Here is a 20,056-nt window from a genome sequence, read left to right as displayed (position 1 = left end):
GCGGACGCCTTATCCTGAATAAAGGGCGTGATCCTGGCGATTCCAGGAGCCCCTCCCGCAGAAACAAACAAGGAGGCGGCATGCCGGTCAGGCGCCTGATGCAGTACATCACCGCGGCGGTAGCGTCTGCCCTGGTCCTGTCAGGCTGCTCCGGCAATGGAGACACTGCACCCGTGGTGGTGGGGGAGGCCAAACGCGGCGGCAGCGCCACCGTCGCGGAGGTTAACGCCTTCTCGTCCTTCAACCCGTACAGTGCCGATGGGAACACCGATATCAATACAAAAATCGGCTACATCACCCATTCGGGCTTCTACTACCTGGACGATGCCGCCAAGGTGGTGCGGAACGAAAAGTTCGGGCGCTTCGAGAAGGTTTCAGACCAGCCGCTGAAGGTGCGGTATACCGTCAACGAGGGCGTCACGTGGTCCGACGGTGAAGCGATCGACGCCGGCGACCTCCTGCTCAGTTGGGCCGCGGGCTCGGGGTACTTTGACGATGCCGACCCCCTGGCGGGGACTGGCACCAAGTACTTTTCCGTTGCCTCCGACACCAGCGGCCTCGCCGGCACCGTACTTCCCGAAGTCGGGGCGGACGGCCGCTCCATCACCCTCGAGTACACCGTTCCGTACGCCGACTGGGAAGTGGCGTTCGATGTCGGGCTGCCGGCCCACGTGGTTGCAGCCAAAGGTGGGCTCAACGACGAAGAGGACCTGATCGACCTGATCAGGAACTCACCCCGCGGGGACGCGGAGAAGCCGGCTTTGAACGCACCCCTGAAGCAGGTCAGCGACTTCTGGAACTCCGGATTCGACTCCAAGGGCCTTCCCGAGGATCCTGCCGTGTTCCTCTCCAGCGGCCCGTACATCGTCCGGGAGATCATCCCGGAAGTTTCCATGAAACTCGTCCGGAACCGTGACTACGTCTGGGGACAGGAACCTTGGCTGGATGAAATCAACGTGCGATTCACCGGCGCCGTGCCCGCGGCAGTCGATGCGCTCCGGAACAGCCAGGCCGACATCATTTCCCCGCAGCCATCGGCCGAAACGGAGGAGCTCCTGGCGGGGCTGGCCGGCCAGGGCATCACAGTTGAGCGGTACAACCAGTCCGGCTACGACCACCTGGACCTCAACTTCTCCGGGCCTTTCCTGGACGAAAGCGTCCGCCGGGCGTTCCTCAAGGCGGTTCCCCGGCAGGCCATCGTTGACGCCGTGGTGGGGGACCTTCTGCCGGACGCGAAGCCCCTGGATTCCCACGTTTTCCTGCCCGCCCAGCCCAAGTACAACGACACCGTGAAGAACAACGGCTCAGCCGACTATGCGGAAGTGGACATTGAGGGGGCGAAGGCCCTCCTGGACGGCAAAACCCCCACGGTCCGGATCCTCTACAACCGCGACAACCCCAACAGGGCCAAAGCCTTTGCCCTCATCCGCGACTCGGCAGCGCGCGCAGGCTTCCAAGTGGTTGACGGCGGGCAGGCAAGCGCGGACTGGGCGCGGTCGCTCGGGGGTGGGGGCTACGAAGCCGCGCTGCTCGGATGGATCGGCACGGGTGCCGGCGTCAGCCGGGTCCCCCAAATCTTCCGCACCGGCGCGGGAAGCAACTTCAACGGCTTCTCCGACGGCGATGCAGACAAGGCGATGGAACAGTTGGCCGGCACCACCGACCTGGGCAAGCAGGACGAGCTCCTGGCCGAGATCGACAGGCAGATCTGGGAGAGCGCCTATGGGCTCCCGCTGTACCAGACGATCGGTACCACTGCCTTCAACGCCCGGGTCGCCGGCGTCAAAACGAGCTCGGGTCCCTTGGGTGTCTGGTGGAACGTGTGGGACTGGCGGCTTGCCACCCCGTCGTGAGGCCAGCAGACCTGAGTGGCAGCTTCCCTCCTTCCCCGATTGGCCGCCGCAGCTACCGGCGAGTAGCATGTGACCTGCACAACTTCTGTTGACCGACCAAGCGTTCAGAAACCCGCCGGTCACGGTTTAGCAACGGGGTCCCAGTATTCGGACTTCGTGCGGTTAGGCTACTCGTATATGTAGGCTGCGTCACAGCGGACAGCTGGGTCTCGCCTGCGGGGGAGCACAAGATTCCCCCTCTTTATCTCCCACAACTCATAGGAGGCGGAATGCGTTTTACGCGCACTTCCAAAGCACTGGGCATCCTGGCAATAGCAGCACTTGCCCTGACCGGCTGCGGCGCTGGAGGCGGCAGCACTGATGGAGCCAGCAACGCCGCCGGCGACCCGAACAAGGTCATCACTGCCTACAGCAACGAACCACAAAATCCGCTGCTGCCGGCCAACACCAACGAAGTCTACGGCGGCCGCGTCGTCGAGCTTCTGTTCGAGGGCCTGCGGACCTACGGCGCTGATGGCAAGCCGGTAAACGCGCTTGCAGAATCCATCGAGTCGCCGGACGCCCAGAACTGGACTATCAAGATCAAGCAGGGCCAGAAGTTCACCAACGGTGAAGAGATCACTGCCAAGACGTTCGTGGATTCCTGGAACTTCGCGGCGAACTCGAAGAACCTGCAGAACAACGGGTTCTTCTTTGAATCCATCGCCGGCTATGAGGAAGTCTCGGCGGTAACCACCGAAAAGTCTGCAGACGGTAAGACCACCACCACTCCCGCGCCCACCGCGGAAACCATGTCCGGCCTCGAGGCCAAGGACGACTCCACCCTTACGGTCAAGCTGGCCCAGCCCGAAGCTGACTGGTCCCTGCGGCTCGGCTACTCGGCTTTCTTCCCGCTCCCCTCCGCGGCGCTGGCAGACCCGAAGGCATTCGGTGAGAACCCGGTAGGCAACGGCCCGTACAAGATGGAGAAGGAGGGCGCCTGGGTTCACGACCAGTCCATCTCCCTCGTGAAGAACCCGGACTACAGCGGCCCCCGCGAGTCGAAGAACGGCGGCGTGACGTTCAAGTTCTACACCGATCCGGGCCCCGCGTACACCGACCTGCAGTCGGACAACCTGGACGTAACCGACGTCCTCCCCTCGAACGCGCTTAAGACGTACGTTTCGGACTTCCCGGACCGTAACGCCACCAAGCCCGTTGCCACCAACTCCACCCTGAACATCCCGGGTTACAACCCGAACTTCCAGGGTGAAGCCGGCAAGCTCCGCCGCCAGGCACTTTCCCACGCCATCAACCGCGAGGAAATCGCCAAGGTCGTCTTCAACGGCACCCGTACCCCGGCCAAGGCTTACGCCCCGCCGGTCATCGACGGCTTCAAGGAAGGACTCAAGGGCAGCGAGGTCCTGAAGTTCGACGCCGCAAAGGCCAAGGACCTGTGGGCGCAGGCCGAGAAGATCCAGCCGTACGACAATTCCAAGCCGCTGCAGATCGCTTCCAACACCGATGGCGGCAACAAGGAATGGATCGACGCCGTCGCCAACGGCTTCAAGAACAACCTGGGAATCCAGGCTGAAATCCAGCCCTTCGCCAAGTTTGCCGAGGTGCTGAACCTGCGCAAGTCCCAGTCCCTCCCGGGCCTGAGCCGCGCAGGCTGGCAGGGCGACTACCCGTCGCTCTACAACTTCCTGGGGCCGGTCTGGGCCACGGGCGCATCCTCCAACTACGAGAAGTACTCGAACCCCGAGTTCGACAAGCTCCTCAAGGAGGGCCTGGCGGCCAAGACCACGGATGAGGCTAACGCCAAGTTCAACGCGGCACAGGAGATCCTCTTCGAGGACCTTCCGGGCCTGCCGCTCTGGGACCAGGCACGGCCGATCGTGTGGAGCAACAACGTCGTCAAGGCTGAAACCGGCTGGAACGGCAGCATCCTCTACTACGGCATCACCGCAAAGTAGTCCCAGAACTAACTTGTCGGTAAGCACATGGGGGCCCGGCTACCGCCGGGCCCCCATTGGCTTGCACGGCAGGAAGGCACCAATGAACCTGTTTTCTTCCCAACCGGAAGGCTGGTGATCCGGTGGTCCGCTTTATTCTGCGCCGACTCCTGCAAGTGATCCCTGTCTTCATCGGCACTACCCTTTTGGTCTATTACATGGTGTTCGCCCTCCCGGGTGACCCTATCGCTGCGCTTTTCGGGGACCGTCAGCCCCCGCAGGCCGTCATCGACACCCTCCGCAGCCAGTACCACCTTGATGAACCGTTCTGGGTCCAGTACGGACTGTTCCTGAAGAACCTCTTTACGTTCAACCTGGGCAACGACTTCACGGGCCAGCCCATTGCGGCCAGCCTGGCCCGCGTCTTCCCGGTCACCGCGATGCTGGCCGTCGAGGCCTTGGCCATACAAGCGATCTTCGGCGTGGCATTCGGTGTTTTCGCAGGCCTGCGCCGCGGCGGATGGTTCGACTCCACCGTCCTGGTGGCCTCGCTCGTGGTCATCGCCGTGCCCACATTCGTGCTGGGCTTCGTCTTCCAGCTCGTCTTCGGCGTCCAGCTCGGCTGGGCGAAACCTACCGTCGGCGCCAACGCCGACTGGGGGAGCCTGCTGCTGCCCGCCGTTGTCCTGGGTCTGGTGTCCTTCGCCTATGTCCTCCGCCTCACCCGCGCCTCGGTCAGCGAAAACATGAACGCCGACTACGTGCGCACAGCCACCGCCAAGGGCCTGTCGCGGCCCCGGGTGGTCGTGGCCCATATCCTGCGCAACTCGCTGATTCCCGTGGTGACCTACCTTGGAGCCAACCTCGGCGGCCTGATGGGCGGCGCGATCGTGACGGAGGGTATCTTCAACGTGCCCGGCGTCGGCAACAAGCTCTACCAGGCGGTCCTCCGCAGCGAGGGTCCCACCATCGTTTCCATCGTCAGCGTGCTGGTGCTGGTCTTCGTAGTGGCCAACCTGCTTGTCGATCTCCTTTACGCCTGGCTTGACCCGAGGATCCGCTATGACCAGTAATAACAGCCACTTTGTGGCGCCCATCGACGAAACTCCTCTGCTGGCAACGGATGCCGTAAAGACTGACCAGGCCCCGCTCAGCCTGTGGTCCGACGCCTGGCGCAAGCTCCGCCGTCGTCCGCTGTTCATCATTTCGGCGCTGCTCATCGTGGCGCTGACCGTGATTGCGCTGTTCCCCGGACTCTTTACTTCCGTGCCTCCCAACGAGGGCTGCGAGCTGGCCAATTCCGAGGGCGGGCCCACGTTGGGCCACCCCTTCGGCTTCACTTTCCAGGGCTGTGACGTGTACTCCCGCGTCATCCACGGGACCCAGGCCTCGCTGTCAGTAGGCCTGCTCTCCGTGCTGTGCGTCCTGGTCATCGGTGTCACCGTGGGTGCCCTGGCCGGTTACTACGGCGGCTGGATTGACGCCGTGCTCGCACGCCTGGGTGATATCTTCTTCGCCCTGCCACTGATCCTCGGCGCGCTGGTCATCACCCAGCTTCCCCTCTTCCGCGAGAACAAGGGCGTCTGGACGGTGGTCTTTGTGATTTCGCTGCTGGCGTGGCCGCAGATGGCACGCATCACCCGCGGCGCCGTCATTGAGGTACGCAACGCTGACTTCGTCACCGCGGCGCGTGCCCTGGGCGTCTCCAAGTTCGGGGCCCTGGTGCGGCACGTACTGCCGAATGCACTGGCCCCGATTATCGTCCTTGCCACACTGGAACTCGGCGTGTTCATCGTGGCCGAAGCCACCCTGTCCTTCCTGGGCATAGGCCTGCCGCAGAGCATCATGTCCTGGGGCAATGACATCGCCGGCGCCCAGGCGTCCATTCGAACCAGGCCCGAAATCATGCTCTATCCGGCCGCGGCCCTGTCCATTACGGTCCTGAGCTTCATCATGCTGGGCGATGCTGTACGTGACGCCCTCGACCCCAAGAGCCGTCAGCGATGAGAGATAACGAGATGACCACTCCAAAAATCCGCATCGATGAGGCCGGCACCACCGGAGTGAGGCCGCTGCTGGAAATCCGCGACCTCGCCATAACGTTCAAGACCAGCGGCGGGGACGTCCAGGCAGTCCGCAATGCGCACCTGACTATCATGCCCGGTGAGACGGTGGCCATCGTTGGGGAGTCGGGTTCAGGCAAATCCACGACGGCGCTGGCAGCCATTGGGTTGCTGCCCAACAATGGCCGGGTGTCCGGCGGCCAGATCCTGCTCGACGGCGAGGACATCGCCCACGCCACAGAGCAGCGGATGATCGAACTGCGCGGCAATACCATCGGCATGGTGCCGCAGGACCCCATGTCCAACCTCAACCCTGTTTGGAAAATCGGATACCAGGTCAAGGAGACCCTGCGCGCCAACGGCAGGCCGAGCGGGCCGGAGGACATTGCCAAGGTACTGTCCCAAGCCGGGCTTCCGGATGCGCGCAGGCGTGCCAACCAGTATCCGCACGAGTTCTCCGGCGGCATGCGGCAGCGCGCGCTTATTGCCATTGGACTGTCCTGCCAGCCGCGGCTGCTCATTGCCGATGAGCCGACGTCCGCCCTGGATGTGACCGTGCAGCGGCAGATCCTCGACCACCTGGACACCATGACCACGGAACTGGGCACCTCGGTGCTGCTCATTACCCACGACCTGGGCCTGGCTGCAGAACGGGCGGACAAGGTGGTGGTGATGTACCAGGGGCAGGTTGTGGAAGCGGGGCCTTCGCTGGAACTGCTGCGCAACCCGCAGCACCCTTACACGAAGAGGCTCGTCGAGTCCGCTCCTTCGCTGGCCAGCCGGCGTATCCAGGCCGCCAAGGAACAGGGCGTGGAAACGGCGGACCTCCTGGCCCCGGCTGCGGAAGCGGCAGCGGCGGACAACGTCCTGCAGATCCAGGACCTGCGCAAGGTCTACAGGCTCCGGCAGGGTTTCGGGAAAGCTTCAGACTTTGCCGCCGTTGACGGCGTAAGTTTCGACGTCAAGCGGGGAACCACGACGGCGATCGTGGGGGAGTCGGGTTCCGGCAAGTCCACCGTGGCCAAGATGGTGCTCCAGCTGGAGAAGCCGACCGAGGGCAGGATCCTGTTTGATGGCTTGGACACGTCTGCCCTGAAGCCTGCGGAACTCTTCAGGTTCCGCCGCCGGGTCCAGCCCATTTTCCAGGACCCATACGGTTCCCTTGACCCGATGTACAACATCTTCCGCACCATTGAAGAGCCGTTGCGGGTCCACAAGATCGGCGACAACGCGACCCGCGAGAAAAAGGTCCGGGAACTGCTGGACCAGGTGGCCCTTCCGCAGTCCGCCATGCAGCGGTACCCGAACGAGCTCTCAGGCGGGCAGCGGCAGCGCGTGGCCATTGCCCGTGCGCTGGCGCTGGATCCCGAAGTGATCATCTGTGATGAAGCGGTGTCCGCCCTGGACGTCCTGGTCCAGGCGCAGGTGCTGAACCTCCTGGCGGACCTGCAGTCGAACCTCGGCCTGACGTACCTCTTCATCACGCACGACCTTGCGGTGGTGCGCCAGATCGCGGACCACGTCTGCGTTATGGAAAAGGGGCGCCTGGTTGAGACCGGATCCACGGACGACGTCTTCGAATCGCCGCAGCAGGACTACACCAAGGCCCTGCTCAATGCCATTCCCGGCGCCAAGCTGATGCTGCCGCCGGAAGTGGCGTAGCCAGGCGGCAGCAACGCGGAACGGCCGGCGCCGGGGTATCAGACTCCGGCGCCGGCCGTTGCCGTTTTCAGTCCTGGCCCAGACCCGCGTCTCCGGTGCGCGCATCCAGCAGCGGGTCAGCGTCCGCCGTCGGCTTTCGCTCCAGGCCCAGCTCGCGGAGGTGGCCCTCAAGGAGCGTGCCCAGCGCCCGGCGGCCCCCCGGGTTCATATGCACGGAATCCGCGAGGTCCTTAACAAGGCCGTATTTGGTTAGCCAGTCACCCACGGATACAAAGGGCAGGCCGTGGGCCGCCGCCACGGAGCCGAGCAGGGCGTCGACTTCGCTTCGCCGGCCTCCGCCATGGCCTTCGCCGCGGGCCAGTGTTCCGATCATCGCCAGGCGCGTGCCCGGGTACCGCCTTTGGAGCTCCCCGATCAGGCGCTCAGCATTGGCAACGATGGCGCTGTCACTGGCCCCGCTGGTGGCATCATTGCCGCCGCCCTGCACCACGATCAACGCGGGCGTGCCGGCCGGGAGCAGCCAGTCACCGCGCAGGAGCGCATCGATGTAGTTGCCGGTGGCACCTTTCGACGTGACAAAGCCGGTGCCGCCCCTGCCGCAGAAGTACACCCGGTATCCCGCAGCGGCCAGGCCCAGGCGCGGCCAGCCGTCGGCCGGCTCGGATTGTGAATCGCCGATCAGGAGGACGGTCCTGCCGATCTCCGGGACCACCGCCTCAAGCCGGCCGTTGCCAGGGTTGAGGACGCCGGAAGCGGCAGCCCCCGCGGACACGAACGCTGGGCCCTCGACGGACGGGGCGGGCAGGGCGCAGCCGGAGAGGAAAATGGCGCCGGTCACGGCGATAACCGCAACGGCGCCGGCCGCGGTACGGCGGCGGTTCCAGGCCACGGCGGCCAAGGCATTTCGCATCTGGTGTCTTTCAGGCTCGCGCGGTATGTCAGAGCAATCATGTGGCATCGCCGCAGGATCCGCCAGTGATCTTGCCCACAAATATGCGCCGTGGCGGGGCGGTTGGCGGGCCGCCGGATCCGCGGACAGCGGAAAAATTTAGGCCAATAAATGCCTGTGCGGCTAGACTTGGGGAAGGTGCCCTGTGCTAAGGGCCGGATCCGTCGTGCGTTCCAGTTGGAAATGTCGCGATGCCTCAAAGCTGACCCACTGAATCGAGCCATTACGCATGTCTGAAACCACCACCAACACCGCGGTAGCCACTGCATCACGCAGTGACCTCCGCAACGTCGCGATTGTGGCCCACGTTGACCACGGCAAGACCACGCTGGTCGACGCCATGCTCAAGCAGACCAACTCCTTTGCCGAGCACAACCACCTCGAAGACCGCGTGATGGACTCCGGTGACCTGGAGCGCGAAAAGGGCATCACCATCCTGGCCAAGAACACCACGGTGGCCTACAACGGTCCGTCCTCCAACGGCCAGACCATCACGATCAACGTCATTGACACCCCCGGCCACGCCGACTTCGGTGGCGAGGTGGAACGCGGCCTGTCCATGGTTGACGGCGTTGTCCTCCTCGTTGATGCCTCTGAGGGCCCGCTGCCCCAGACCCGCTTCGTGCTGCGCAAGGCCCTGGCTGCGCACCTTCCCGTGATCCTGCTGGTCAACAAGACCGACCGTCCCGACGCCCGCATCGACGAAGTTGTCCACGAGTCCATGGACCTGCTCCTGGGCCTGGCCTCCGACCTTGCCGATGAGGTGCCGGACCTGGACTTGGACAAGGTCCTTGAGGTTCCGGTTGTCTACGCCGCCGCCAAGGTTGGCCGCGCGTCGCTGGAGCAGCCCGCCAATGGTGCCGCCCCGGACAACGAGGACCTTGAGCCGCTGTTCAAGACCATCATCGAGCACATCCCGGCTCCCACCTACAACCCCGAAGGTGTCCTGCAGGCGCACGTCACGAACCTGGACGCTTCCCCGTTCCTGGGCCGCCTGGCGCTGCTGCGCATCTACAACGGCACCCTGCGCAAGGGCCAGACAGTTGCCTGGGCCCGCGCCAACGGTGAACTCAAGAACGTCAAAATCACCGAGCTCCTGGCCACCAAGGCGCTGGACCGCGTTCCGGCAGAATCCGCCGGGCCGGGCGAGATTGTCGCCGTCGCCGGCATCGAGGAAATCACCATCGGTGAGACCCTGACCGATGCCGAGAACCCGCAGCCGCTGCCGCTGATCACCGTGGACGATCCCGCGATCTCCATGACCATCGGTATCAACACCTCGCCGCTGGCCGGCAAGGTCAAGGGTGCCAAGGTCACGGCCCGCCAGGTGAAGGACCGCCTGGACAAGGAACTGATCGGTAACGTCTCCATCAAGGTTCTGCCCACCGAGCGTCCCGACGCCTGGGAAGTCCAGGGCCGTGGCGAGCTCGCGCTGGCCATCCTGGTTGAGCAGATGCGCCGCGAAGGCTTCGAGCTGACCGTGGGCAAGCCGCAGGTTGTCACAAAGACCATCGACGGCAAGGTCCACGAGCCGATGGAGCACATGACCATCGACGTGCCGGAAGAGTACCTCGGCGCCGTCACGCAGCTGATGGCAGCCCGCAAGGGCCGCATGACCAACATGGCCAACCACGGCACCGGCTGGTGCCGGATGGAGTTCATCGTCCCGGCCCGCGGCTTGATCGGTTTCCGCACCAAGTTCCTCACGGACACCCGCGGCGCAGGCATCGCAGCCTCAATTTCCGAGGGCTACGAGCCGTGGGCCGGCCCCATCGAGTACCGCACCAACGGCTCGATGATCGCTGACCGCGCCGGCGTTGTGACCCCGTTCGCCATGATCAACCTGCAGGAACGCGGCTCCTTCTTCGTGAAGCCCACGTCCGAGGTCTACGAGGGCATGATCGTGGGCGAGAACTCCCGCGCCGACGATATGGACGTCAACATCACCAAGGAAAAGAAGCTCACCAACATGCGTGCAGCCTCCTCCGACACCTTCGAGAACCTGACGCCGCCGCGCGACCTGACCCTCGAAGAGTCCCTTGAGTTCGCCCGCGAGGACGAGTGCGTGGAGGTTACCCCGGAAGCAATCCGCATCCGCAAGGTCATCCTGGACACCAACGAGCGTGCCAAGGCCAACCGCGCCCGCGCCAAGGTCTAGCAACCCCGCGTTCCCCAGAATGCCACCGGCCCTGTGCCGGTGGCATTCTGCGTTCCGCCCTGAGCAGTAAGGCCCGGGTTTGGTGCGCGGGCGCAGTCCCCGCGCAATGAATTGCCCTCGGAGTAGCGGGCGCCCGCGTCCTGCGGCAGGCGGGCGTCTCCCGCCGGACCATTGATGCGGGCGTGCTTGACGGCACGGTGCGCAGGGTGGCGCGGGGCATGTATCCATCCGCCCAGCATCGAGACGATGGCGCGCTGCAGAGGCAGTCCCTGCGCAGCGTGGGCCGCCTAGGCGCGCGGCCGGCGGCGCTCCGGTGCCGGCGGCACTTCCTTGGCAGCCACCACACGGTCCAGGGGAATGACGACGTCGGCCTGCCGCGTGCGGATGGTGCACGCACCGGCGTCGCAGGCCAGGAGGTGCCCGAGGGCATCCGTGAGCCCGTCCTCGATGCGGTAGCGCACCACAACCCTCGTTCCAGGCGTTGCGGATGAGAGGAACCCGGAAGGAGTGGGTATAGGCTGACTCACCAGTTCATACTAGGTGCCCCGGCTAGGTTCGCGGGAACGGGCTGGGAGATAATAGGCTCAGATGTCAAGAGTCCGGCCGCAGTTGCCGGATGCAAGAACCGGCGGTCGCCGGAACCAACGTGGAGAGGCCAGGGACGTGACGTACGTAATCGCGCAGCCGTGTGTAGATGTCAAGGACAAGGCATGTATTGAGGAGTGCCCCGTCGACTGCATCTACGAAGGTGAGCGTTCGCTGTACATCCATCCGGACGAGTGCGTGGACTGCGGTGCCTGTGAACCGGTATGCCCGGTTGAAGCCATTTACTACGAGGATGACACCCCGGAGGAATGGGCGGACTACTACAAGGCCAACGTGGAGTTCTTTGATGACCTCGGTTCCCCTGGAGGCGCGGCGAAGATCGGCAACACGGGCAAGGACCACCCGATGATCGCCGCGCTGCCGCCGCAGAACCAAGACCACTGACCCGGGCAGGGACCGTGACCGCAGCAGAAAGAACCTTTGGCCTGGACCTGCCTGATTACCCGTGGGAGGCCATGGCGCCGTATGCCGCCAAGGCCGCGCAGCACCCGGACGGGGCGGTCAATCTGTCCATTGGCACCCCCGTTGACCCCACCCCCGCCCTGATCCAGGATGCGCTGAAGGCGGCCGCCGACGCCCCGGGATACCCCACCGTCCATGGCACCCCGGCCCTCCGCGAAGCGATTGCCGGGTGGTTTGAGCGGCGCCGCGGGGTTGCCGGCCTCGATCCCCGCAACATCATGCCCACCGTGGGCTCCAAGGAACTGGTGGCATGGCTGCCGCTCCTGTTGGGGCTTAAGCCCGGAGACGTCGTCGTGCGCCCCAAGGTGGCCTACCCCACCTATGACATCGGGGCCACCCTCGCCGGTGCCGCGTCCGTGGCGACGGACAACCTGGACGAACTCGACGACGCCACGCGGGCGCGGGTAAGGCTCATCTGGGTCAACTCGCCCGGAAACCCCACAGGCAGTGTCCGGGGCGTGGAATCCTTGAAAACGCTCGTGGACCACGCCCGTGGGCTGGGCGCCGTGGTGGCTTCGGACGAGTGCTACGCAGAGCTGGGCTGGGGCGATTGGGACGTCCAGCGCGGCGGCCAGGCCGTTCCCAGTATCCTGGACCCCCGGGTAGCAGGAGGCTCCCATCGGGGGCTCCTCGCCGTCTACTCCCTCAGCAAGCAGTCCAACGTGGCAGGCTACCGCGCGGCATTTGTGGCCGGAGATCCTGACTTGATGCCCAACCTGGTCAACAGCCGCAAGCACGCAGGCATGATTGTCCCCTACCCGGTCCAGGAGGCCATGCGGGTGGCGCTCGGCGACGACGCCCACGTAGAGGCGCAGAAGGACCTGTACCGCGGGCGCCGCGAACGGCTGGTCCCGGCCCTGCTGGACTTCGGCCTGGAGATCAAGGATTCCGACGCCGGACTGTACCTTTGGTCCACCGCGGGGGAGAGCACGTGGGACACAGTGGGGCGGCTGGCAGAGCGCGGCATCGTTGTGGGCCCCGGGGTTTTCTACGGCGAGGCGGGCAACGGCTACATCCGCGTGGCCTTGACGGGTTCGGATGAGCGCATCGATGCCGCAGTGTCCCGGCTGGCACCGGCGCGGCAGTAGAGCAGCACCGTAACAATGGTGTGACTCGCGCCACAAGGGCCCTATTTTAGGGGCTTCGGCCGCGTCTTGGATTAGTGACACCCGCCAAGGAGCGGGTACTTTTTAAGTGACTATCAATGGTGGCCCTCTACAAGAAGGCAGCCCGGGTGTTGGAACCTGTGTTCTCAGGGTCAGTGCGCGGCTCACCTGATGTTGGATCAAGCTTTCGACAGAGGCCCAGAAGCCTCATGAAGGGGACTCCATGACTGAGACCAACAACGCAGCGACCCTGCTCCACGCAGGAGGCGAGCTTAAGCTCCCGCGCATCCAGGTTATTGAAGGGAACGAAGGCTACGACGTTTCCAAGCTGCTGAAGCAGACGGGCGCAGTCACCTTTGACCCTGGCTTCATGAACACCGCAGCCACCACCTCGGCCATCACCTACATCGATGGCGATGCGGGCATCCTGCGGTACCGCGGATACCCCATCGAGCAGCTGGCGCAGCACTCCAGCTTCCTCGAGGTGTCCTACCTGCTGATCTACGGCAACCTGCCCACGCCCACGGAACTGGACGCGTTCGACCAGAAGATCCGGCGGCACACCCTGCTGCATGAGGAGCTCAAGGGCTTCTTCGGCGGCTTCCCCCGTGACGCGCACCCCATGCCCGTCCTCTCCTCGGCCGTTTCCGCGCTGTCCACCTTCTACCAGGACTCGCTGGACCCGTTCAACGCAGAACAGGTGGAAGTTTCCACGATCCGCCTGATGGCCAAGCTCCCGGTCATCGCGGCGTACGCGCACAAGAAGTCCATCGGCCAGCCCATGCTGTACCCGGACAACTCCCACAACCTGGTGGAGAACTTCCTGCGCCTCAGCTTCGGGCTTCCGGCCGAACAGTACGAAGTGGACCCCGTCGTCGCGAAGGCACTGGACCTGCTGCTCATCCTGCACGCGGACCACGAACAGAACTGCTCCACCTCCACGGTGCGGCTGGTGGGCTCCTCCAACGCCAATCTCTTCGCCTCAGTATCCGCAGGGATCAACGCGCTCTTCGGCCCGGCCCACGGCGGCGCCAACGAGGCCGTGCTCAAGATGCTCCGCCAGATCCAGGCCGACGGCACCAAGCCCGAGGACTACATGGAGAAGGTCAAGAACAAGGAAGACGGCGTCCGCCTCATGGGCTTCGGGCACCGCGTCTACAAGAACTACGATCCCCGCGCCAAGATCGTCAAGGCCACGGCCCACGAGATCCTCAGCAAGCTCGGCGGCAACGACGAACTGCTGGACATCGCCTTGCGCCTGGAAGAGAAGGCGTTGAACGACGACTACTTCATCCAGCGCAAGCTCTACCCGAACGTGGACTTCTACACCGGCCTGATCTACAAGGCCATGGGCTTCCCGGAGAAGATGTTCACGGTGTTGTTCGCCATCGGCCGCCTCCCGGGCTGGATTGCCCAGTGGCGCGAGATGATCAGCGACCCCAACACCAAGATCGGCCGCCCCCGCCAGCTGTACATCGGCGAGCCGGAGCGGGACTACCCGGTCCGCTAGCCTCCGGACCAATAACTGCAATTACGACGGCGGCTGCCCACCTTGCGAGGTGGGCAGCCGCCGTCGTTCATCACCACTTAAAGCAACGCGGGGTCACTCCACGCCCGATAAAGCGTCCTGGAAGGACGTTAAGTGACCCCGCGTTGCGGTTTTAAGCCAAGTAGCCATTCGGGTTGTTCTTTTGCCAGCGCCAGTGGTCCTCGCACATCTGGTCCACTGTCTTGGTGGTGGCCCAGCTGAGGTCGGCCAGGGCGGAGGTGGCGTCGGCCCAGAAGGCCGGGAGGTCGCCCGCGCGGCGGCCGGTGATCTCGTAGGGGATAGGCCTGCCCACCGCCTTCTCGAACGAGCGGAGGACCTCCAGGACGGAGGAGCCCTTGCCGGAGCCAAGGTTCCAGCGGAACACACCGGCACGGTCCGCAACGTGGTTCAGCGCGGCCACGTGGCCCTCGGCAAGGTCGACGACGTGGATGTAGTCGCGCAGGCACGTGCCGTCGGGAGTGTCATAGTCGCCGCCGAACACCATCAGTTTTTCCCGGCGGCCCACGGCCACCTGCGCGATGAACGGAACCAGGTTGTTGGGAATGCCCTGGGGGTCCTCGCCGATCCGGCCGGAGGGGTGGGCGCCAACCGGGTTGAAGTAGCGCAGCAGGGCAATGTGCCAGCGGGTGTCGGCTGACCCGAGGTCCGAGAGGATGTCCTCGATCTGCTCCTTGGTGCGGCCGTAAGGGTTGTTGGCCCCGATCTCCATCTTTTCGACGTAGGGGATGGGGTTGTGTTCGCCGTAGACGGTGGCTGAGGAGCTGAACACGATGGACCGGACACCGTGGCGGTCCATCACCCGGATGAGGTTCAGGGTCCCCACCAGGTTGTTGTAGTAGTACTTGAGCGGCTCGCGGACGGACTCGCCCACGGCTTTCAGCCCTGCAAAGTGGATCACGGCGTCAATGGCTCCGGCGGCGAAGACCCGCTCTACGGCAGCCTCGTCCACGAGGTCGACATTATGGAATTCGGCCGTCTTCCCGCTGAGTTCGGCTACCCGGCGGAGGGACTCTTCACTGGAGTTGACCAGGTTGTCGATGACCACGACGTCATGGCCGGCTTCCTGCAGGGACAAAACAGTGTGGGAACCAATGTAGCCGGTGCCTCCGGTGACCAGAATTTTCATGCCTCAACGCTATCCCAACTTCCCCGGCCGCTGCCGCCTCGTCCCGGATGCCGGGCAGCAGGTGCCATGTCCGATGCATGCATGCACGGCATGCCGGGGCCCGCAATAGAGCACATCCATGCTAAATAGAAGTAGTGCCCAAAATAGTAGATGCCGAAGCCCGGCGCCAGGACGTGGTTGAAGCAGTTCTCCGGATCATTGCAGGTGACGGGCTGGAACGGGCCTCGCTGCGGGAAGTGGCCGATGAAGCCGGGTTGGCTGTCGGCTCCGTACGGCACTATTTCTCCGGGAGCGAGGAATTGCTCTCCTTCTCCTTCACTGCGGTGGTGGACCGCATCGTAGGCCGCCTTGGAGCATCGCTGCCCGCTGTGCACGATGCAGTATCCGGCTCCGCCGGGCACCGCGGGGCAGTTTTAACCCTGCTGTGCGGAATCCTGCCCCTGGATGAGCAGCGGGCGCTGGAGGCGTGCGCCTGGATGGCGTTCAAGAATGCTGCCAGGGTCCGGCCGTTCCTCGCCGCTGAGGCAGACCGGAGCCACCGGGAGGTTGCGGTCATTGTGGGAAGCGTGGTCAGCGCCTTGATGCCGGAGGGCGAGCCGCAGGAAAGCCTTGTGCTGGAGGCGGAGCGGCTTCTGGCAACGCTCGACGGGCTGTGCATGCATGCACTGCTGCAACCCGGATGGATGACGCGCGAAATGTGCGTTGACGTCCTGGAAAGGCACCTCGACGGGATGTGATGACAGCCACTAACGTGGGCATTGGGGGGAATACACTGATTAGCAGGGGGCGCTGCCCGATCACCCAACCCCGGTAAGAGCACGCCACGGAAGGACATCGGATGCACCAGACAAGCGGTACCAGGTGGCAAATCACCACGGACACGTCAGGGCCCATGATGATAGCCCTGTACGTCCGGGATACGGCAGGGCTTGACGGGGCAGGCCAGCCATCCTTGTCCCATGCAGCGCCCAAGGTCCGCCGCGCCGACCATTCGCACCTGACCGCGGATGTTGGTGGTTTGAGTGCCCTGAAGACAGAGTGGGAAGCCTGGTGGGAACAGCTGCTCAAAGCCCATCCCCAGACGTCCCCGGAACTGTCCCCGCCCAACTTCGAGGCCTTCGGCAATTCACCCGCGCTGCAGCGGGTGCTGCAGGCACACTTCGGGGCTGCCCTTACCTGGGCGCGGGAGCGCAGGAGTGAGTACGCCGAGATTGAGGCGGAGCGGGCTGCAACCGGCGCTGACCAGCTTCTTGAGGACATGGTGGATGACAGGCTCATGGAGGTGGGCCGTGATTCCCGTGACTTCAAGCTGACCATCATCGAGCTGCCGTTGAACGAACAACGGGCCTGGTACATGGAGCCGGACAAAATCCTCATGAGCAACAAGCTGATGGGCGAGCCGGAGCTTTTCCGCAGCTACGTGCAGCCAGTGGTGGAGATCCTGGTTTAGGGAGTCTCCACCTCCCGCCTGGCCGAGCCGCCGGTCCTCAGCTGCGGGCGTCTCCCGCAGCCACCGTGATCCGCACCCCGCCCTCCGAATCCGCAGCTTCCTGCCAGCCGTCCCGCGCTGCACGGTTCCAGCTTCTGCCCGCCACCTCGACCTGCGTGACCTCAAAGCCTTTGGCGTTGGCGACCGCCCATTGGGCCACGGACCACGCCTGGCTTCCCGCGGCCTCGACCACCAGGGTCTCACCGTCAACAGTTGTTTCCAGCGGACCATATGCCTGGTCCAGCTCGGCGGACACTGCTGCGGCATCGCCGCCGGTGCCGGCCGCCCGAAGGGTGCATTGGACGGCCTCGGGCGTCTGGCCGGTCAGGCCGGAGGCAAAAGTCCGTCCCATTTCCTCGTGCTGCGCGTAGGCCGCGGGATAGGCGGAGCGCTGCACACGCTGGGCTGCCTCGGTAATTTCCAGTGACTCATACCCGGGGATTTTTACCAGGGCGTCGTAAAAGGCGTTCGCCGCATAGTACGGATCCATGATCTGCGCCTCGGTTCCCCACCCTTGGGAAGGACGCTGCTGGAACAGCCCGCGGGAATCCGGGCCGGCCTGGTCTCCATGCTCAATGTTGCGCAGCTTGGACTCCTGCATGGCGGTGGCCAGCGCAATGCTCGCGGCCCGCGGCGGAAGTCCGCGCTGCACCGCAACGGCGGTGATCAGCGCGGCATAGACGGCCTGGTCCGGGGCCAGCTCGGATGTCCGTTCGCCGATGACGGCCCTGCAGCGTTCCGAAACGAGGGTTTCGGAACGCTGCAGGAAAAACACGGCCGAGTAGGTGCCGCCGGCTACCAGTGCCAGGGTGAGCACCAGTACCGCGAGGGTGCGCAGGCTGCGTCTTCGTGCCATGGATGGATCAGTTGGCGTGCAGGGCGTCGTTCAGCTCCACGGTCTGGCCCTGGCGGGGGAGGACCTCCACCGCGCCCGTGGTGGAGTTGCGGCGGAACAGCAGGTTGGGCACGCCGGACAGTTCCGCGGCCTTGACGATCTTGGTGGTGTCTTCCCCCACCTCATCCTTTGGTCCCGGGATGCGGACGCGGGTTCCCGCCGTCACGTAGAGCCCGGCCTCAACCACGGAGTCGTCACCGATGCTGATGCCGACGCCTGAGTTGGCGCCCAGCAGGACCCGCTCGCCGATGGTGATTTTTTCCTTGCCCCCGCCGGAGAGGGTGCCCATGATGGACGCGCCGCCGCCGACGTCGCTGCCGTTGCCGGTCACGACGCCGGCAGAGATACGGCCCTCCACCATGGAGGTGCCCAGGGTTCCCGCGTTGAAGTTGACGAATCCTTCGTGCATCACGGTGGTGCCTTCGGCCAGGTGGGCACCCAGGCGCACGCGGTCGGCGTCGGCAATCCTTACACCGGTGGGCACCACGTAGTCCACCATGCGCGGGAACTTGTCGATGCCGTAAACAGTGACGGCGCCACGGCGCCGCAGCCGCGCGCGGGTGAGCTCGAACCCCTCCACCGGGGCGGGGCCGTAGTTGGTCCACACGACGTTGGGCAGGTTGCCGAAGATGCCGTCCAGGTTGATGGTGTTGGGCTGGACCAGGCGGTGCGAGAGGAGGTGCAGGCGCAGGTACGCATCGGCGGTATCGGCCGGCGCCTCATCGAGGTTGATCTGGACAAAGACCACTTTCTGTTCCGTGCCGCGGTCCTCGTCGGCGCCGTTCCCGGCGATCAGGGCGAGGGACTCATCTGCGTTTTCAACGGAACGCAGGTTCTCGGCCGCAACACCCAGGGCCGGTGCCGGAAACCACACGTCCAATACGGTGCCGTCACCGGTGGAAATGGTGGCCACGCCGAACCCGTAGGCAGAGCGTTCGTCGGTGGTTGCGTTCGAGGTTTCGGGCACGGCGGAAGAAGCAGTCTCAGTCATGGCCCCAGTCTATCGAGGGGCAGCGGCAGGGTCCGAACTAGACTGGCTTCGTGACTGCCGAAACCACTCCGGACCCTTCCACCCTGACGCTCGACCTCCGCCAGGACGTTGCGCTCCTTACAGCCGCCATCATGGACATCAACAGTGTGTCCGGGAATGAAACGGAACTGGCGGACGCCATAGAAGCGGCGCTGCTGGGCATCCCCCAATTGAGCGTGCTCCGGGACGGGGATTCGATGATCGCCCGTACTGAGTTGGGCTGTCCGGAACGGGTCATCCTGGCGGGGCATCTGGACACCGTTCCGCTGCCCCTGGCGGACGGTGCCAGAGGGACCGTACCCTCCACCTGGGCATCGGGTGTTCCCGGCAAAGGGATACTGTACGGCCGCGGCGCGACGGACATGAAGGGCGGCGTCGCGGTGCAGCTTGCGCTGGCCGCCGCAATGTTCGACGACGGCGCCTCGCCGAAGCGGGACGTCACCTTTGTCTTCTACGACCACGAGGAAGTCGAGGCCGTCAAGAGCGGCCTTGGGCGGCTGGTGCGGAACCACGGCCACCTGTTGGACGGAGACTTCGCGATCTTGCTGGAACCAACCCACGGGACGGTGGAAGGCGGCTGCAACGGCACCAGCCGGTTTGAGGTAACGACGGTGGGGGAAGCTGCCCATTCAGCTCGCGCGTGGATGGGCAGCAATGCCATCCACGCGGCAGCGCCCGTCCTGGAGAGGCTTGCGGCCTACCAGCCGGCAACCGTCAACGTGGACGGACTGGAGTACCGGGAAAGCCTCAACGCCGTAAAGATCAACGGCGGCACTGCCGGAAACGTCATTCCGGACCGCTGCGTTGTGGAGATCAACTACCGCTTCGCCCCGGACAAGACGCCGGACCAGGCCGAAGCCGTGGTGCGGGAACTCCTTGAGGGATTCGACGTGGTCCGTACCGATGCCGCCGCCGGGGCGCGGCCCGGCCTCCACCACCCCGCCGCGGCATCCTTCGTTGCGGCGGTTGGGGCCGAGCCTAAGCCCAAGTACGGCTGGACCGACGTCGCTCGCTTCAGCGAACTGGGGATCCCGGCAGTGAACTTCGGCCCCGGCGACCCGCTGCTGGCGCATAAGGACAACGAGCACGTGGACGCTGAAGCCATTCGGACCTGCCTGCGGGCACTGCAGGACTGGTTGTCCGACTAATCTCAAACGGCGATGGCCCGGACCAC

17 protein-coding genes are annotated in these 20,056 nt (G+C 64.8%); 12 read left to right on the top strand and 5 right to left on the bottom strand.

Translation table 11 applies throughout. The features are described from left to right. The first annotated feature begins 80 nt into the window (after positions 1-80). From Q9R30_RS15755 to Q9R30_RS15735, 5 genes are all read left to right on the top strand, one after another. The gene (locus tag Q9R30_RS15755) at positions 81-1,853 is read left to right on the top strand and encodes an ABC transporter family substrate-binding protein (protein ID WP_311218188.1); all 1,773 of its coding nucleotides are present in this window, start codon (positions 81-83) and stop codon (positions 1,851-1,853) included. Between the two features lie 269 nt (positions 1,854-2,122). Then, on the top strand, positions 2,123-3,808 hold the full coding sequence (locus tag Q9R30_RS15750) for an ABC transporter substrate-binding protein (RefSeq protein ID WP_104998538.1): 1,686 nt from the start codon (positions 2,123-2,125) through the stop codon (positions 3,806-3,808). Between the two features lie 122 nt (positions 3,809-3,930). After that, the gene (locus Q9R30_RS15745) at positions 3,931-4,860 is read left to right on the top strand and encodes an ABC transporter permease (protein WP_104998537.1); all 930 of its coding nucleotides are present in this window, start codon (positions 3,931-3,933) and stop codon (positions 4,858-4,860) included. Then, entirely contained in the window at positions 4,850-5,794 is a 945-nt protein-coding gene (locus Q9R30_RS15740; RefSeq protein ID WP_311218187.1) for an ABC transporter permease, read from the top strand. Before Q9R30_RS15745 ends, Q9R30_RS15740 begins: the two co-directional genes overlap by 11 nt. Positions 5,795-5,805: 11 nt before the next feature. Further along, positions 5,806-7,512, top strand: a complete 1,707-nt coding sequence (locus tag Q9R30_RS15735; RefSeq protein ID WP_104998535.1) for an ABC transporter ATP-binding protein — start codon at positions 5,806-5,808, stop codon at positions 7,510-7,512. 67 nt (positions 7,513-7,579) lie between these two features. On the opposite strand, the gene Q9R30_RS15730 is transcribed toward Q9R30_RS15735, so the two are convergent. Beyond that, complete coding sequence (locus tag Q9R30_RS15730) at positions 7,580-8,422, bottom strand: SGNH/GDSL hydrolase family protein (protein WP_311218186.1); 843 nt, start codon at positions 8,420-8,422, stop codon at positions 7,580-7,582. A 268-nt stretch (positions 8,423-8,690) separates the two neighbouring features. Between Q9R30_RS15730 and typA the strand changes: the two genes are divergently transcribed. Continuing rightward, positions 8,691-10,619: a translational GTPase TypA gene (gene typA / locus Q9R30_RS15725; RefSeq protein WP_104998533.1), complete on the top strand. Its 1,929-nt coding sequence runs from the start codon at positions 8,691-8,693 to the stop codon at positions 10,617-10,619. Between the two features lie 287 nt (positions 10,620-10,906). On the opposite strand, the gene Q9R30_RS15720 is transcribed toward typA, so the two are convergent. Then, the gene (locus tag Q9R30_RS15720) at positions 10,907-11,146 is read right to left on the bottom strand and encodes a hypothetical protein (RefSeq protein ID WP_104998532.1); all 240 of its coding nucleotides are present in this window, start codon (positions 11,144-11,146) and stop codon (positions 10,907-10,909) included. A 136-nt stretch (positions 11,147-11,282) separates the two neighbouring features. Between Q9R30_RS15720 and fdxA the strand changes: the two genes are divergently transcribed. From fdxA to Q9R30_RS15705, 3 genes are all read left to right on the top strand, one after another. After that, complete coding sequence (gene fdxA, locus Q9R30_RS15715; protein WP_013601705.1) at positions 11,283-11,609, top strand: ferredoxin; 327 nt, start codon at positions 11,283-11,285, stop codon at positions 11,607-11,609. Between the two features lie 14 nt (positions 11,610-11,623). After that, positions 11,624-12,775, top strand: coding sequence for a succinyldiaminopimelate transaminase (gene dapC, locus Q9R30_RS15710; protein WP_311218185.1), 1,152 nt, complete (start codon positions 11,624-11,626; stop codon positions 12,773-12,775). A gap of 241 nt (positions 12,776-13,016) precedes the next feature. Beyond that, entirely contained in the window at positions 13,017-14,303 is a 1,287-nt protein-coding gene (locus Q9R30_RS15705; protein ID WP_104998530.1) for a citrate synthase, read from the top strand. A gap of 151 nt (positions 14,304-14,454) precedes the next feature. On the opposite strand, the gene galE is transcribed toward Q9R30_RS15705, so the two are convergent. After that, positions 14,455-15,468 (bottom strand): UDP-glucose 4-epimerase GalE, encoded by a 1,014-nt coding sequence (galE, locus tag Q9R30_RS15700; RefSeq protein WP_311218184.1) that lies wholly within the window; start codon positions 15,466-15,468, stop codon positions 14,455-14,457. A gap of 134 nt (positions 15,469-15,602) precedes the next feature. Here galE and Q9R30_RS15695 point away from each other — a divergent pair, with 134 nt between their 5' ends. Both Q9R30_RS15695 and Q9R30_RS15690 read left to right on the top strand, forming a co-directional pair. Then, the gene (locus Q9R30_RS15695) at positions 15,603-16,205 is read left to right on the top strand and encodes a TetR family transcriptional regulator C-terminal domain-containing protein (protein WP_311218183.1); all 603 of its coding nucleotides are present in this window, start codon (positions 15,603-15,605) and stop codon (positions 16,203-16,205) included. Between the two features lie 101 nt (positions 16,206-16,306). Further along, a complete protein-coding gene (locus Q9R30_RS15690; RefSeq protein WP_104998527.1) occupies positions 16,307-16,918 on the top strand; it encodes a hypothetical protein in 612 nt (203 codons plus the stop codon). A 37-nt stretch (positions 16,919-16,955) separates the two neighbouring features. Here Q9R30_RS15690 and Q9R30_RS15685 read toward each other — a convergent pair whose 3' ends face one another. Together Q9R30_RS15685 and dapD are read right to left on the bottom strand one after the other, a co-directional pair. Beyond that, positions 16,956-17,813, bottom strand: coding sequence for a hypothetical protein (locus Q9R30_RS15685; protein ID WP_311218182.1), 858 nt, complete (start codon positions 17,811-17,813; stop codon positions 16,956-16,958). A 7-nt stretch (positions 17,814-17,820) separates the two neighbouring features. Further along, entirely contained in the window at positions 17,821-18,843 is a 1,023-nt protein-coding gene (gene dapD, locus Q9R30_RS15680; RefSeq protein WP_104998525.1) for a 2,3,4,5-tetrahydropyridine-2,6-dicarboxylate N-succinyltransferase, read from the bottom strand. 50 nt (positions 18,844-18,893) lie between these two features. Between dapD and dapE the strand changes: the two genes are divergently transcribed. After that, complete coding sequence (dapE, locus tag Q9R30_RS15675) at positions 18,894-20,030, top strand: succinyl-diaminopimelate desuccinylase (RefSeq protein WP_311218181.1); 1,137 nt, start codon at positions 18,894-18,896, stop codon at positions 20,028-20,030. Positions 20,031-20,056 lie beyond the last annotated feature (26 nt).

The sequence above is a fragment of the Arthrobacter sp. AB6 genome (genome assembly GCF_031844545.1).
Taxonomy (GTDB): Bacteria; Actinomycetota; Actinomycetes; order Actinomycetales; family Micrococcaceae; genus Arthrobacter.
Note: the sequence above shows the minus strand (reverse complement) of the source record. Positions and strands in the feature narration are given on the sequence as shown.